Source organism: Streptomyces halobius, from assembly GCF_023277745.1.
Lineage (GTDB): Bacteria > Actinomycetota > Actinomycetes > Streptomycetales > Streptomycetaceae > Streptomyces > Streptomyces halobius.
Window position 1 is genome coordinate 4,489,462 of record NZ_CP086322.1, and the last position, 15,177, is coordinate 4,504,638.

The 15,177-nt window shown below is 70.5% G+C and carries 12 protein-coding genes; 2 read left to right on the forward strand and 10 right to left on the reverse strand.

Features of this window, described 5'->3' with window-relative positions:
• Positions 1–123 precede the first annotated feature (123 nt).
• On the reverse strand, positions 124–600 hold the full coding sequence (locus K9S39_RS20425; protein ID WP_248868872.1) for a nuclear transport factor 2 family protein: 477 nt from the start codon (positions 598–600) through the stop codon (positions 124–126).
• Between the two features lie 53 nt (positions 601–653).
• Positions 654–1,583, reverse strand: a complete 930-nt coding sequence (gene folP, locus K9S39_RS20430; RefSeq protein ID WP_248864810.1) for a dihydropteroate synthase — start codon at positions 1,581–1,583, stop codon at positions 654–656.
• 442 nt (positions 1,584–2,025) lie between these two features.
• Between folP and K9S39_RS20435 the strand changes: the two genes are divergently transcribed.
• On the forward strand, positions 2,026–3,141 hold the full coding sequence (locus K9S39_RS20435; RefSeq protein WP_248864811.1) for an alpha/beta hydrolase: 1,116 nt from the start codon (positions 2,026–2,028) through the stop codon (positions 3,139–3,141).
• Positions 3,142–3,216: 75 nt separating this feature from the next.
• Here K9S39_RS20435 and folE read toward each other — a convergent pair whose 3' ends face one another.
• From folE to dacB, 6 genes are all read right to left on the reverse strand, one after another.
• Positions 3,217–3,822 carry a GTP cyclohydrolase I FolE gene (folE, locus tag K9S39_RS20440; protein WP_248864812.1) on the reverse strand — a complete coding sequence of 202 codons (606 nt, stop codon included), beginning with the start codon at positions 3,820–3,822 and terminating at the stop codon, positions 3,217–3,219.
• A 107-nt stretch (positions 3,823–3,929) separates the two neighbouring features.
• Entirely contained in the window at positions 3,930–5,942 is a 2,013-nt protein-coding gene (gene ftsH, locus K9S39_RS20445; protein WP_248864813.1) for an ATP-dependent zinc metalloprotease FtsH, read from the reverse strand.
• Between the two features lie 309 nt (positions 5,943–6,251).
• Positions 6,252–6,791: a hypoxanthine phosphoribosyltransferase gene (gene hpt, locus K9S39_RS20450; RefSeq protein ID WP_248868873.1), complete on the reverse strand. Its 540-nt coding sequence runs from the start codon at positions 6,789–6,791 to the stop codon at positions 6,252–6,254.
• A gap of 92 nt (positions 6,792–6,883) precedes the next feature.
• Complete coding sequence (gene tilS, locus K9S39_RS20455) at positions 6,884–7,942, reverse strand: tRNA lysidine(34) synthetase TilS (protein ID WP_248864814.1); 1,059 nt, start codon at positions 7,940–7,942, stop codon at positions 6,884–6,886.
• A 197-nt stretch (positions 7,943–8,139) separates the two neighbouring features.
• Positions 8,140–9,285: a zinc-dependent metalloprotease gene (locus K9S39_RS20460; RefSeq protein WP_248864815.1), complete on the reverse strand. Its 1,146-nt coding sequence runs from the start codon at positions 9,283–9,285 to the stop codon at positions 8,140–8,142.
• A 573-nt stretch (positions 9,286–9,858) separates the two neighbouring features.
• A complete protein-coding gene (dacB, locus tag K9S39_RS20465) occupies positions 9,859–11,397 on the reverse strand; it encodes a D-alanyl-D-alanine carboxypeptidase/D-alanyl-D-alanine endopeptidase (RefSeq protein WP_248864816.1) in 1,539 nt (512 codons plus the stop codon).
• 86 nt (positions 11,398–11,483) lie between these two features.
• On the opposite strand from dacB, the gene K9S39_RS20470 reads away from it, so the two are divergent.
• Entirely contained in the window at positions 11,484–11,978 is a 495-nt protein-coding gene (locus K9S39_RS20470; protein ID WP_248868874.1) for an inorganic diphosphatase, read from the forward strand.
• A gap of 231 nt (positions 11,979–12,209) precedes the next feature.
• Here the strand turns inward: K9S39_RS20470 and K9S39_RS20475 are convergent, their stop codons facing one another.
• Positions 12,210–13,961 carry a threonine/serine exporter family protein gene (locus tag K9S39_RS20475; RefSeq protein ID WP_406707979.1) on the reverse strand — a complete coding sequence of 584 codons (1,752 nt, stop codon included), beginning with the start codon at positions 13,959–13,961 and terminating at the stop codon, positions 12,210–12,212.
• A gap of 295 nt (positions 13,962–14,256) precedes the next feature.
• Complete coding sequence (locus tag K9S39_RS20480; protein ID WP_248864818.1) at positions 14,257–14,955, reverse strand: DedA family protein; 699 nt, start codon at positions 14,953–14,955, stop codon at positions 14,257–14,259.
• Between the last annotated feature and the right edge of the window lie 222 nt (positions 14,956–15,177).

Sequence of the window (15,177 nt, forward strand, 5' to 3'; positions counted from 1 at the left end):
CGGTTCACTCCCCGAATCGGCCCGATCCGCCCTGGGATCACGCCTTGGTCACCCTCCGGACGGGCCCGTTCCGCCCCGGCGCACGCCCGGGTCGCGCTCCGAACCGGCCCGTTCCGCCCCGGGTCACACCCCGGCGTCCTCGTCCCCGTCGTCCTCCCCGTTCGCCCCGGCTTCTTCGTCCTCGCGGTCCGCCAGCACCGGCGACCCGTGGTGGGACCACACCCGCCAGCCGTCCTCGGTACGCCGGAAGACATTGGTCGCCACGACCAGCTGGCCGATCAGCGGCCCCACCGAGCCGTCGTCCTCGGCCGGCCCGCCGCTGAGGATGTTCTCCGTGCAGGTCACCAGCGCGGTGTCACCGAGGACATCGATCTCCACATCCGTCAGGAAGAACTGGATGTACTCGGTGTTCGCCATGATCAGGGCGTACGAACGGAGCACCTCCCCGCGTCCGCGCAGCACCGGCCACCCCGGGTGCACCACGCTCACCTGGCCGTCCAGCCACAGCTCGGACAGCGCCTCGTGATCGCCGCGCTCGATGGTCTCGTACAAGGCCGCGTTCGCCTGCTCGACCGCCTCGATGTCCGTCCGTGGCTCCAAGCCGCTCACACTGCTCCCGTCGCGTTCGCCGTCGTTCCGGTCGTTTCCGTCGTTCATGCCGTCGTGCCCGTGCTGCCGGCACGCTGCGTACCGGCCATGTCCCCCGCGTCGGCCGCACCGGCCGCACCCGCGGCGGTCTCCACCGCGCGTGCCACCCGTACCGCGTCCGCGCTCGCCCTCACCTCGTGCACCCGCACCGCCCAGGCCCCCTCCCGCGCCACGATCGCCGACACCGCCGCCGTCGCGGCGTCCCGCTCCCGGGCCGGCGGTGGGGTGGCTCCCGCGCCGCCCGCCAGCACCCTGCCCAGGAACCGTTTTCTCGAAGCGGCCACCAGCAGCGGACGCCCCAGCGCCCGCAGCCGCGCCAGCTGGGCGACCAGCGCGAGATCGTGCCGGGCCTGCTTGGCGAAGCCCAGGCCGGGGTCGATGACGATGCGCTCCGGGTCGACGCCGCCGGCCACCGCGCGCTCCATGCTCTGCCCGAGTTCGTCGACGACCTCCGTGACGACATCGGCGTACACGGCCCGGTTGTTCATGTCGATCGACTGGCCACGCCAGTGCATCACCACGAACGGCACCCGGGACGCGGCCACCACCGGCACCATCGCCGGATCCGCGGCGCCGCCGCTGACGTCGTTGACCAGCCGCGCCCCGGCCTCCACGGCCCGCTCGGCGACCGAGGCCCGCATCGTGTCGACGGACACCACGGCGCCGGCCGCGGCCAGCTCCCGCACGACCGGGACGACCCGGCGCAGCTCCTCGGCCTCGTCCACCCGCGCCGCGCCCGGCCGGGTCGACTCGCCGCCCACGTCCACCATGTCGGCGCCCTGCGCCACCAGGTCGAGGCCGTGTTTGACGGCGAGTTCGGTGTCGAACCACTGGCCGCCGTCGGAGAACGAATCGGGCGTCACATTGACGACGCCCATCACCGCGCAGCGGTCCCAGTCCGGCAGTCCGGCCACCCGGCCACGCAAGGTACTCATGGCACCAGCCTAGGCCGTGTGCCGACCGGCCGGATTGCGGCCGGTGGCTGCGGCGTGGAGCGGCCCGGGTCTGTGAACGGGCCGGAGCCGGACCGGGCCGTCCGGCCATCCTCTCGGTCGAGGCCGCCGCACCCGGCTGTGCCGGAACCGGGGAAACACCCCGGAGCCAGACTCAGCAGGCCGACGGCGCCCCGGCCGTCCCGACCAACCCCGGCACCGATGCGGGCTTCGGGCCGCGGAGCCGGCGTGGCGGACGCCACGCAACCGTCCCCGACCTTTCCCCATCTAGCCTGTCAGACATCACATTCCCGTCGCCCCGGTCGAGAGAACGTGCGAGCCTTGTCGCAGCATCTGGACTTTTCGCGCCCCATATGACGGCGCTTCAGGGCTCGGGGTTCCCTCAGCGGCACGGATGGGCCGGCCGCCTGGAAGAAAGCACCACATGGGTCTCACCAGCAAGAAAGTGCTGCTTCTTGCCGTCTGCGTCGCGGTAGCACTGTTCGTTCTCACCATTTGGCTGTGGCCACGCCTGTCCAAGAAGAACTGGCGCACCGTGCTCGGCCGTATCGGTCTGCTGCTGGCGACCCAGCTCTCCCTCTTCGCCTCGGTCGGCCTGGTCGCCAACAACGCCTTCGGCTTCTACGCGTCCTGGGCCGACCTCTTCGGCCAGGAGCAGGAGCCGGGCGTGGTCACCGAGTACGAGACCGGCCCGAACGGCACCAAGCTGAAGACGCTGGGCACCGAGCACCTGAGCATCCCGGGCGGCTCCAAGCCGAGGCTCGGCGGACGGATCGAGAAGGTCCTGGTCCAAGGGGAGCAGTCCAAGATCTCCAGCCCCGCGTACGTCTATCTGCCGCCGCAGTACTTCCAGCGCGAGTACGCCGGCAAGAAGTTCCCCGCGACCGTGGTCCTGACCGGCTACCCGGGCACCGCCCAGGCCCTCTACAAGAAGCTGCATTTCCCGCAGACCCAGCACCGTCTGCTCAAGGAGAAGAAGATGCAGCCGACCGTCCTGGTGATGATGCGCCCGACCGTCGCACCGCCCCGTGACACGGAGTGCATGGACATACCCAACGGTCCGCAGACCGAGACGTTCTTCACCAAGGACCTGCGGGCCGATATATCCCAGCACTACCGCATAGGCACCGGGGCCGAGAACTGGGGCATCATCGGCGACTCCACCGGCGGCTACTGCGCGCTGAAGATGACGATGCGCCACCCCGAGGCCTTCTCCACGGGCGTCGCCCTCTCCGGCAACTACAAGGCCCCCATCGACTCCACCACCGGCGACCTCTTCGGCGGCAGCCGCCGACTGGAGCGCGAGAACAACCTGCTGTGGCGCCAGCGGAACCTGCCCGCTCCCCCGGTGAACCTCCTGGTCACCAGCAGCAAGCAGGGCGAGGGGAACTACCGCGAGACGCTGAAGTTCATCGAGCAGACGAAGTCGCCCTCGCGTATCGCGTCGATCATCCTCGACAGCGGCGGCCACAACTTCAACACCTGGCGGCGTGAGATCCCCGCCGCCATGGAATGGCTCGGCAGGCATCTGCAGCCCTGAGCCGACCGGGGCGCCGCGGGCCACGGCCCGTGAGCGGCGGCCCCGCCCGCCGGGCGAACCCGGTTAGTTAGGCGCCTAACGCGCCATTATCAGGCTCATCGCCTCGGCGCGGGTCGAGGAGTCCCGCAGCTGACCGCGCACCGCGGACGTCGTCGTCTTGGCGCCGGGCTTGCGTATTCCGCGCACGGACATGCACATGTGCTCGGCCTCGATCACGACGATCGCGCCGCGCGCTTCGAGGATGCGCATCAGGGAGTCCGCGATCTGCGTGGTCAGCCGCTCCTGCACCTGGGGACGGCGGGCGTAGACGTCGACCAGGCGGGCCAGCTTGGACAAGCCGGTGATCTTGCCGCTCTCGGCCGGAATGTACCCGACGTGCGCCACGCCATGGAACGGCAGGAGATGATGTTCGCACAGGGATACGATTTCAATGTCCTTGACCAGGACCAGCTCATCGTGCCCGATGTCGAAGGTGGTCGTCAGGACGTCCTCCGGCTGCTGCCACAGCCCGGCCAGGATCTCCTTGTACGCCCGTGCGACCCGCGCCGGCGTCTCCAGCAGCCCCTCACGGTCCGGATCCTCACCGACCGCGATGAGAAGCTCACGTACGGCGTTCTCGGCACGCTTCTCGTCAAATGTGCCGATCTTGCCTTCGACGTCCAGCGTCACAGGGTCGGTCATGTGGTGCCTCGTTCCTTCTGCGCCCGCACGAAACGCGGAAATGCCGCGCCCCCCAGGCTAAAACCTGCGGGGCGCGGCATTCATTCCGGGGCCGGATAACCCTGCGCTCAGCTCTCCGGGCGCGGTTCCTCGGCGGCCTCCGCCTTCTCCGTGGAGACGGTGGTCGTCGTCGGCACCGAGCCGTTGGCCGGGCTCAGCTCCTTCCGCGACAGCACCGGCGGGCGGGTCGAGGGTGTACGGCGCGAGGACCCGGTCCACGCCGGGCGGGCCGGACGCTTCACGACCTGGTTGAAGATCTCGGCGATCTCCTCCTTGCCCAGGGTCTCCTTCTCCAGGAGCTCCAGCACCAGGTTGTCGAGGACGTCGCGGTTCTCGACGAGGATCTCCCACGCCTCGTTGTGCGCGGTCTCGATCAGCTTCTTGACCTCCTCGTCGACCAGCGCGGCGACCTCTTCCGAGTAGTCGCGCTGGTGACTCATCTCACGGCCCAGGAAGGGCTCGGACTGGTCGGAGCCGAACTTGATCGCGCCGAGCCGCTCGGTCATGCCGTACTGCGTGACCATCGCGCGGGCCGTGGCGGTGGCCTTCTCGATGTCGTTCGCGGCGCCCGTGGTCGGGTCGTGGAAGACCAGCTCCTCCGCCGCGCGGCCGCCCAGCATGTACGCCAGCTGGTCGAGCATCTCGTTGCGGGTGGTGGAGTACTTGTCCTCGTCGGGCAGGACCATGGTGTAGCCCAGGGCCCGGCCGCGGGACAGGATCGTGATCTTGTGGACCGGGTCGGAGTTCGGTGAGGCCGCCGCGACCAGGGCGTGTCCGCCCTCGTGGTACGCGGTGATCTTCTTCTCCTTCTCGGACATGATCCGGGTCCGCTTCTGCGGCCCGGCCACGACACGGTCGATCGCCTCGTCCAGGAAGTGGTTGTCGATCAGCTTCGCGTCACTCCGGGCCGTCAGCAGAGCGGCCTCGTTGAGGACGTTGGACAGATCGGCACCGGTGAAGCCGGGGGTGCGCTTGGCGACGGCCTTGAGGTCGACGTCCGGCGCGACCGGCTTGCCCTTCTGGTGCACCTTGAGGATTTCCAGACGGCCCTGCAGGTCCGGGCGGTCGACGGCGATCTGCCGGTCGAAGCGGCCCGGGCGCAGCAGCGCCGGGTCGAGGATGTCCGGCCGGTTGGTGGCGGCGATCAGGATGACGCCGCCCTTCACGTCGAAGCCGTCCATCTCGACGAGCAGCTGGTTCAGGGTCTGCTCCCGCTCGTCGTGGCCACCGCCGAGGCCCGCGCCGCGGTGCCGGCCGACGGCGTCGATCTCGTCGACGAAGACGATCGCCGGGGCGTTCGCCTTGGCCTGCTCGAAGAGGTCGCGCACCCGGGAGGCACCGACACCCACGAACATCTCGACGAAGTCGGAGCCGGAGATCGAGTAGAACGGGACCCCGGCCTCACCGGCGACGGCGCGGGCGAGCAGCGTCTTGCCCGTTCCGGGCGGGCCGTACAGCAGCACACCCTTGGGAATCTTGGCTCCGACGGCCTGGAACTTCGCCGGCTCCTGCAGGAACTCCTTGATCTCGTGGAGCTCCTCGACGGCCTCATCGGACCCCGCGACGTCGGTGAAGGTCGTCTTCGGAGTGTCCTTGGTGATGAGTTTGGCCTTCGACTTCCCGAAGTTCATGACCCGGGAGCCGCCGCCCTGCATCTGGTTCATCAGGAACAGGAAGATGACCACGATCAGGACGAAGGGCAGCAGCGAAATCAGCATGCTGACGAACGGGTTCTGCTTCGAGGGCGAGACGGTGTAGCCGTCCTTGATCTCGTCCGTCTGGTACTTGGCCTGCAGGTTCTTCGCCAGATCGACGCCCTGGTCGCCGATGTAGCTCGCCTGGATCTTGTTGGAGCCCTCGATCTTGTAGTCGCCCGACAATTCGAGCTTGATCTTGTTCTCGTCGCCGGTCGTCAGCTCGGCGGATTTCACCTTGTTGTCAGCGATCGCCTTGACGACCTGACCGGTGTCCACCGTCTTGTAGCCGCCGGACGAGCCGACGACCTGCATCAACACGACCACGGCGAGGACGGCCAGCACGATCCACATGACCGGCCCACGGAAGTATCGCTTCACGTCCATCCATACGGAGCCGTTTTGGCCCCGTCCCTCCTGCCACAGTGAGGCACAACGCCCGCCCTTTGGAGGGCTGGTCGTGCGTACGGTGTATTACTGGCCCGAAAGAGAGCCTGCCTTCGGACGGTACCCCAGCATTGTCACCCGACAGCGCGTGCGCGGTGAACAATGCTGACCTGATTGCCTTCTCCCTGCTCCAACGGCGGAGAACCCCGCAGTGTTCCCGACGGGGCCGCGAAGGCCGGTCCCAGGCCCTCGTCCGGCCACGGCGGCCGGACGAGCGGCGGTGCTGCGAGAGCTCCGGTCCCCGGGCTCTCAGCCGCCGTACACGTGAGGCGAGAGGGTACCGACGAACGGCAGATTGCGGTACTTCTCCGCGTAGTCCAGGCCGTAGCCGACGACGAACTCGTTGGGGATGTCGAAGCCGATCCACTTCACGTCGATGGCGACCTTGGCCGCTTCCGGCTTGCGCAGCAGCGTGCAGACCTCAAGGGAGGCCGGCTCGCGCGAGCCCAGGTTGGACAGCAGCCACGACAGCGTCAGCCCGGAATCGATGATGTCCTCGACGATCAGGACGTGCTTGCCCTTGATGTCGGTGTCGAGGTCCTTGAGGATGCGGACCACACCGGAGGACTGGGTGCCCGCGCCGTAGGAGGACACGGCCATCCAGTCCATCGTGACGGGGGTGGACAGCGCGCGCGCCAGGTCCGCCATCACCATCACGGCGCCCTTCAGGACACCGACGATGAGCAGGTCCTTGCCCGCGTACTCCGCGTCGATCTTCGCGGCCAGCTCGGCCAGCTTCGCGTCGATCTCTTCTTTGCTGATGAGTACCGACTTGAGGTCGGTGCCCATGTCCTTGTCGTCCACCCGTGCCACTCTCGCTCGTTCGGTGTCATGGTCAGTCGTGAGACCCATATGAAGCGGGGCCGTGTACGTCCTGCGGCTCAGCCCCGCCGAATCACCAGTCTGCCACCCTGCCGTCGCACACCGACGCGCCCGGGGAGATTGATGGCGCCCTGACCGCGCCAGGCCGTGATCAGCCGGTCGACTTCCTCGATGTGGCGGGCGAAGAGCGAACCGGCCGGTGCGCCCGCGGCGATGACGGCGCGGCGCAGCACCCGGCGGCGCACCGCGGGGGGCAGCGCGAAGAGGGCGGCGATGTCGAGGCTTCCGCTGTCGTCGAGCACCGCGCCCTCGGCGTCCGCGGCCCAGGCGTCCAGGGCGTCGGCGTCGTCGCGGGAGAGCTGCGCGGTGCGGGCCAGGGCCTCGACGACGCCCTTGCCGAGAGCTTTCTCCAGGGCGGGCAGCCCTTCGTGGCGCAGCCGTGAGCGGGTGTACGCGGGGTCGGTGTTGTGGGGGTCGTCCCAGACGGGCAGCGACTGGATGAGACACGCCCTGCGGGCGGTCTGCCGGTCCACGTCCAGGAAGGGCCGGCGGTAGCGGCCGTCCTGCCCGGTGATCGCTGCCATACCGGACAGCGAGCGGGTGCCGGAGCCGCGGGCGAGGCCGAGCAGCACCGTTTCCGCCTGGTCGTCGCGGGTGTGGCCGAGGAGGACCGCGACGGCGCCGAGGCGGTCCGCGGTGGCGTCGAGGGCGGCGTAGCGGGCGTCCCGGGCGGCGGCTTCCGGCCCGCCCGCGTGCCGTCCGCCACCGCCCCGGTGCGCGGTGCCGTGCGCCACCCTGGTCGCCTCGCCCACCTGGACGGCGACGGTCTCGACGGGATCGAGCCCCAGGGCCCGCAACCGCAGGGCGACTTCGGCGGCGCGGAGGTCGGAGCCGTCCTGGAGGCCGTGGTCGACGGTGACGCCCCCGGCGCGGACGCCCAGCTTGGGCGCCTCGAAGGCGAGGGCGGAGGCGAGCGCCATGGAGTCGGCGCCGCCGGAGCAGGCGACGAGCACGAGCGGGGCGCCCGGCCGGTCCTGCGCGAGGTGGTCGTTCAGTACGTCGTGGAGTACGCGGCGGACCGCCAGGCGTATCGCGGCGACCGCTGGATGGGGACCCATGTCCGTTTCCAATCGTTCAGCTGGGAGCTGGGAGCCTCGGGCCGTGGACGCTGATTCGTCACACAGAGTGCCTAGATGGTGACAGAGGCGAGTGGTTCCCCGAGCATTGCACGCCTATCCCTCGGTCACGGTCCCTCGGACGGGTGATAGCAGGGGCGCTCTTCTGCCGCGCGGCGTGCCCAGCTCACGCCAGTCGACTACGGTGTCCCGTCGGCCTTCCGATGCACCCGCGCGATCCAGTCCGCCGGTTTGGCGATCTCCTGTTTGGTGGGGAGGGTGTTCGGCGACGTCCACACCCGGTTGAAGCCGTCCATGCCGACCTCCTCCGCGACGGCCCGTACGAACCGCTCGCCGTCACGGTACTGCCGCAGCTTCGCGTCCAGGCCGAGCAGCTTGCGCAGCGCCTGGTCGAGCCGGCCGGCGCCGGTGGCCCGCCGCTTCTGGAACTTCTCCCGGATCTCCGCGACGGAGGGCACCACCTCCGGCCCGACCCCGTCCATCACGTAGTCGGCGTGCCCCTCCAGCAGGGACATCACCGCGGTCAGCCGCCCGAGGATCTCCCGCTGCACGGGCGTCTGCACCAGGTCGACGAGCGAGTGCCCCTCCTCATCGCCCTCCTCGCCCTCCGGCTTGGCGCCGGCCAGCGACTGGGCGGCCTCCCGCAGCCGCTCCAGCAGAGTGCCGGGGTCGATTTCGGTCTCACCGAGGAACGACTGGATCTCCCCCTCGATGTGATCGCGCAGCCAGGGCACGGCCGTGAACTGCGTCCGGTGCGTCTCCTCGTGGAGGCATACCCACAGCCGGAAGTCGTGCGGGTCGACCTCCATCTCCCGCTCGACGTGCACGATGTTCGGCGCGACGAGCAGCAGCCGGCCACCCTGCGCCGCGGCGGGCAGATCACGGGAGGCGGGCGCGAAGGTCTCGTACTGCCCGAGGACCCGCGACGCGAGGAACGACAGCAGCATGCCCAGCTCGACTCCGGTCACCTTGCCGCCGACCGCGCCGAGCACCGCGCCACCGGGGACCGTCGAGCGGCGGTCCTCCATCTTGTCCAGCAGGGGCCTGAGGACGGCCCGGAACCCGGCGACATTGGCCCGGATCCAGCCGGGCCGGTCCACGACCAGGACCGGCGTGTCATGGGGCGCCCCGTCCTCCGCGCCGGGCTGTGCCATGCGCGTGAACGCGCGCACATGCTCCTCGGACGACTTGGCGTGCCTGCGCAGCTCGGCGACGACCGCCCGCGCCTCGTCCCGGCTCACCTCTGGACCAGGCCGCACAAACCGGGTCGCGGTCGCCACCGCGAGATTCCAGTCGACCATCTCCGCACCACCGATGCTCGTCATGGGTTCACGGTACGCCGCTGCGCTTTGCCTGCGCCCCACGTTGTCGGCTTTCCGCTGCGCTTTGCCTGGGCCCCACGTTGTCGGCTGTCCCGCCGTGGGGTTCGCCTGCGGCGGGCCTGCGCCCCACGTTGTCGGCTGTCCCACCGTGGGGTTCGCCTGCGGCGGGCGTGGGTTCGGGTGCGGTGACGGGCCTCCGGACTCCGTCCTGCGGCCCTCCCCCATAGCCTGAAGGGCATGGGAGGTACCCCCATCCTCCCGACGGTGGGTGGGAAGAGGCCGGTGGGGGCACATGTGCTCTGTCGGGTGCCTGTGGTCGCGTCCACGAGATGCACACCACCGGCTACGCGCCCCCCACTGTCTTTCCTCCCACCTCCCTCGGGAGGTGCCGGTCCGCAGGACGGAGTCCGGAGGTCCGGCGCCGCTGCCGAACAGCCCCGCGCAGCGGACGCCCACCGCAGGTGCAGCGGCGGGACAGCCAGTACGTCGGCTCAGGCACAGCGCAGCGGACGTCCACCGCAGGTGCAACGCGGGACAGCCGACAACGTGGGGCCCAGGCAAAGCACAGCGGCCGGCTCAGCGGCAGCCGCAGTTCGCCACGGTCGACGCCAGTTGGTCCAAGGCGTTCTGTGCGCCCCGCGCATCCGTTGTGTCGCTGGTCATGAAGGCGAAGACGAGGAGGCGGCCGTCGGCGTCCACGACCGTGCCGGCCAGGGTGTTCACGCCGGTGAGGGTGCCGGTCTTGGCGCGTACGGCGCCGGCGCCGGCGCCGGCGGGCTGGCCCGTATAGCGGTTGCTGAGGGTGCCGGTGAAGGCGGCCACCGGGAGGCCGGTGACCACGGGGCGCAGCGCGGGGTTGCCGGGGGCGGATGCCTGGAGCAGGAGGTGGGAGAGCAGGCCGGCGGAGACCTTGTCGGCGCGATCCAGGCCGCTGCCGTCCGCGAAGACGGCGCCGGAGACGGGCAGATGGCGGCGTGCCAGGGCGGTGTGTACGGCCTTGCCGGCGCCCTTGAAGCTGGCGGGCTGCCCGATGGCGAGGGCGGTCTGGCGGGCCAGGGCCTCGGCGATGTCGTTGTCGGAGTAGGTGAGCATCCGCTCCACGAGAGCGGAGAGGGGGAGGGAGTGGACGGCGGCGAGACGGTCGGCGTCCTCGGGGGCTTTGGCGGGGCGGGCGTCGAGGTCGGTGGTGATGCCGCGCTGGCGCAGCAGACCGGCGAAGGTGTCGGCGGCGGCACGGGCCGGGTCGGCTTCGCGGGGCGCGGGTCCGTATGCGCTGTCGTCCGTGCGGGCCTCGTCGGCCATGAGGGCGCTGACGGGAGCGATGTTCTCGTTGGGGCCGATCGGGTGCTGGACCGGTCCCGAGTACGCCGAGGTGTCGTAGCCGAGGGTGATCTTGGTGGTGTCGCGCTTCTTGAGGGCGCGGGCGGTGTCGTCGGCCAGGGTGCGCAGATTCGCGGGCTGTTCCTCGGTGCCGGGCTCGGGCGCGCGGGCGGTCAGCGTCGGGTCGCCGCCGCCGACCAGGACGATACGGTTCTTCGCGCCGCGCACAACGGTCGTATCGATGCGGTGGTCGGCGCCGAGTTCGGAGAGCGCGGCGACAGCGGTGGCGAGCTTGACGGTGGAAGCGGGGGTGACGGCCGAGCTCTGCCGGGAGCCGAAGATCTCGCGCCCTGTGGCGACGTCCAGGACGGAGGCGGCACGCAGCTTGCCGAGCGCCGGGTCCTTCAGCAGCGGCGCCAGGGCGTCGGCCAGCCCCGCGCCCGTAGGTGCGGGGGCCACGCCCCGGTCGTCGGCGCCGTGCGCGGGCCCGCCGAGCGCCGGGAGGACGGCCGGCGCGGCGGGCGCGGTGGCCGAGCCGGGGGCGCGCTCCCGGCCGTGATGCTCGCCACCTGTGCCCGCTCCGGCGGCCGCCCGCGCCCGCTCGGCCGTACGCTGACCCGAGTCCCACGGCCCGGTCGCCGCCACCGCGACGACCGCGACCGCCAGGCCGGTGGCGGCGGACACCGCTGTCAGCCGCCAGGTCTGCCGCGTTTGGCGGGGTGCGGACCGCCACGCCTGCCGCGCGCGGCGCTGCGCCGACTGCCATCTGACCTGCCATGTTCTGGTCTCCGGCACCTCGGACCAGCCCCTTTCGCCACCACACACCTGCGTGGGGGACACTTAATCACCAGACGTATGTGTTGATCATGGAGGAGCCACCCGTGGAGTTCGACGTCACCATCGAGATCCCGAAGGGTTCGCGGAACAAGTACGAGGTGGACCACGAGACCGGTCGGATCCGCCTGGACCGTCGACTCTTCACCTCGACCAGCTACCCGGCCGACTACGGCTTCGTCGAGAACACCCTGGGCGAGGACGGCGACCCGCTGGACGCCCTGGTCATCCTGGACGAGCCGACCTTCCCCGGCTGCCTCATCAAGTGCCGCGCCATCGGCATGTTCCGGATGACGGACGAGGCCGGCGGCGACGACAAGCTGCTGTGTGTACCGGCGTCGGACCCGCGTGTGGAGCACCTCCGGGACATCCACCACGTCTCGGAGTTCGACCGCCTGGAGATCCAGCACTTCTTCGAGGTCTACAAGGACCTGGAGCCCGGCAAGTCCGTCGAGGGCGCCAACTGGGTCGGCCGCTCCGACGCCGAGGCCGAGATCGAGCGCTCGTACAAGCGCTTCGAGGAGCAGGGCGGCGCGCACTGAGCGTGCCCTGACGCACTGCGCTTTCGACGGCCTTCGCGTGCGGGGCACGTGCGTCTCTCGCCCACGACGCACTGCGTCTTCGGACGCGAAGCACTGTGATTTTCGTACGCGAACGGGCGGCGCCCACTTGGGGGTGCCGCCCGTCGGCGTCGCGCGGCGCCGGTCGCGCGTACCGGCTTCCGGAATCCGCGGGTCATGGGTCCAGAGTTCGCGGCTCCGGAACCCGCGGCTCTAGAACCCGCGGGTCCGCTTGGCCGCCCGACGGGCCACGCCCGTCTCGCCCATGGCCGGCACCCGCAGGAACAGCCGGGCGGTCTCGCTGCCGAGGTTGACCCCGACGGCGATGGCCAGCGCCAGCGAAACGGCCTTGATCAGCGACGCGATGCCGTCCATCAGATTGCCCTGGGCGAAGTTGAGCAGCCCGAAGTAGGTGGCGCTACCGGGCAGCAGCGGGCCGATCGCCGCGGTGACGTACGGCAGCGCGGACACATAGCGGTAACGGGAGAGCAGCTGGCCGAAGAGGCCGACGAGACCGGCCGCGATGGCGGTCGCGGGCACCGGGTCGAGACGGGAGATATTGGCGAGGGCGCCGAAGACGACCCAGGCGACCCCGCCGTTGAGGGTCGCGGCCAGGACGGTGTGACGTTCCTGCTGAAGCAGCACACAGAACGCCAGCGCCAGCAGCACGGAGGCGCCGATCTGCACCAGCGGTTGGTTGTACTGCGCCAGCGCCTCCTGCGGCTTGAGCGTCCGGAGACCGGGGTTCAGCTGGAGCCCGATGTACAGCACGGTGAGCACGCCGACGACGATGCCGACGATGAGGTAGCCGACCTCCAGGAGCCGGGCGGAGGCGGTGATGTAGTAGCCGGTCAGGCCGTCGTGGACGGCGGCGACCAGCGCCCGCCCGGGAATCAGCGCGAACAGCCCACCGGTGATCACCGCGGATGCCTGCACATTGGCGTGCACCAGGCCGAAGGTGACGCCCATCGCGGCCGGCGGCATCGCCGCGACCACGAACTGGTAGAACTCCGGCAGCCCGCGCCCGGACGCCAGCCAGGCCAGCCGGTCACCGAGCATCGAGCCCGCCGCGGCCGCCAGGAACACCAGCAGCCCGCCGCCGACCAGCATCGACGCGCTGCCGGAGAGCAGCCCGGAGGCCAGCGTCAGCGCCCAGGTCGGGTAGGGGTGGCGGTTGCGGCGGATCTCGGCGAGGCCGCGGTACGCCTCTTCGAGGGTGATGCCGTCGGAGGTGATGTCGTCGACGAGCCGGAAGACCGCGGACAGCCGGGTGTAGTCGACGCCGCGGCGGCGGACCGTCCGGCTGGCCGTGAGCGGGTCGTCCACCAGCGAGGGCTGGTACGAGATCGACAGCAGCGTGAAGGTGACGGTCGGTTCGACCCGCTCCAGCCCGTAGGCGTGCGCGACGCCGAACATCGCGGCCTCCACGTCCTCGGCGCCCTCACCGCCGGCGAGCAGGATCTCGCCGATACGCAGCGTCAGGTCGAGTACGCGGGGGACGGCGGCGACGGTCTCGTGGATGTGCTCGATCCGCTGGGGGGTGGGCCGCTCGTGCACCGGCATCCGGAGCATGGTGCGCATCCGGTCCTGCCAGGGGGTTTCCTTGGCGAGGCTGATGACGGGGATGCCGTGCGGCGGCGTGAACGCCGAGCCGGCGCCGCCGCCGGGCAGCGGGGTCTGGCCGGTGGTGCTGCCGGGCGGGCTGAACGCCGAGCTCTCCTGCTCGGGCGGCGCCTCCGGGCGCAGGCCCTCCGGCAGCGCGAATTCGGAGGTGGGGTGCTCTTCCTCGGGGGCCGGGGGGTAGGGCACGCCGAGCGGCGGGGTGAAGGCGCTGTGTGCCTCGTCCGAGTGGGGCTTGCGGTCCTCGGGGGACTCACCGTCCTTCTCCGATGCGGGTGGATCCGACGCCACGGCTCTTCGCTCCTCGTATCCCTGCCGGTGACCGGGTGGTCGTAGGGACACCATGCCCGATGAGGGTGGGCTGCGCTTCGCCTGGGTGTCCGCTGCGCTTGGCGGTGGCCTTCCGCTGCGCTTGACGGTGGCCGGTTTTGGTTGCTCACCGTTTCCGGCTTCCCGCCGTTGGGGTCTGCGCTTGCAGCGGGCCCCGTCGGCTGGGTTGCCCGCCGTTTTCGGCTGACCCGCCGTAGGAGTTTCTCGCCGTTGCTCCCCCACTGCGGAGGTACCCCCATCCTCCCGACGGTGGGTGGAAACGGTGGGTGGAAGAGGCCGGTGGGGGTGAGCGTGGGCGGGCTGGCTCGGATCAGCGGCGGGCGTGCCTGCCCCGGCGGCCCTCGGCGGCACCCTGCGGGCGTTCGACGGCCTCCGCCGCGGCCGCCTTCTTGGCCTTGCCGCGTGCCCGGAGGTACTCGATGCCGATCGGCACGACGGAGATCAGCACGATCGCGACCAGCATGGCCTCGATGTTCTTGTGGACGAACTCCACACTGCCCAGCCATGCGCCGAGCAGTGTGACACCGGCGCCCCACAGCACACCGCCGATGACGTTGAAGGTGATGAAGGAGCGGTAGTTCATCCGGCTCACGCCCGCGACGATCGGCGTGAACGTCCGCACGATCGGCACGAAGCGGGCCAGGATCAGCGACTTCGGGCCGTACTTCTCGAAGAAGTCATGCGCTTTCTCGACGTTCTCCTGCTTGAAGAGCCGGGAGTCGGGGCGCTTGAACAGCGCGGGGCCGACCTTGCGGCCGAAGAGATAGCCCGCCTGGTCGCCGAGGACCGCGGCCAGCACGACCAGCGAGCACACCAGCCACAGCGGCTTGTCCAGCTTGTTCGTCGTCACCAACAGGCCGGTGGTGAACAGGAGCGAATCACCCGGCAGGAAGAAGCCGATCAGCAGGCCGGACTCCGCGAAGACGATGACAAGGACGCCGATCAGGCCGAACGTCGTGATCAGGTAGTCCGGGTCCAGCCACTGGGGGCCGAGCGCGAGAGTATTCACGGGGTGAAGGCTCCTGGGTCGAGGGCGCCGGATCGTACGGTGCGACGGGGGTGCAGGCGCGGTGTGCGGCCCAAAGCTATCAACGCCGGGTGGGGCGCCTTGGTTCCAGTCGCGGGCTCCCCGCCTCCTGCCCGGCTGCCGTCGGCTCCCCGCCCCCTGCCCGACTGCGTCCCCCGCCCGCTCCCCGGCCGCCCCCGACCGCTGGCCGCGCCCACCGACCCG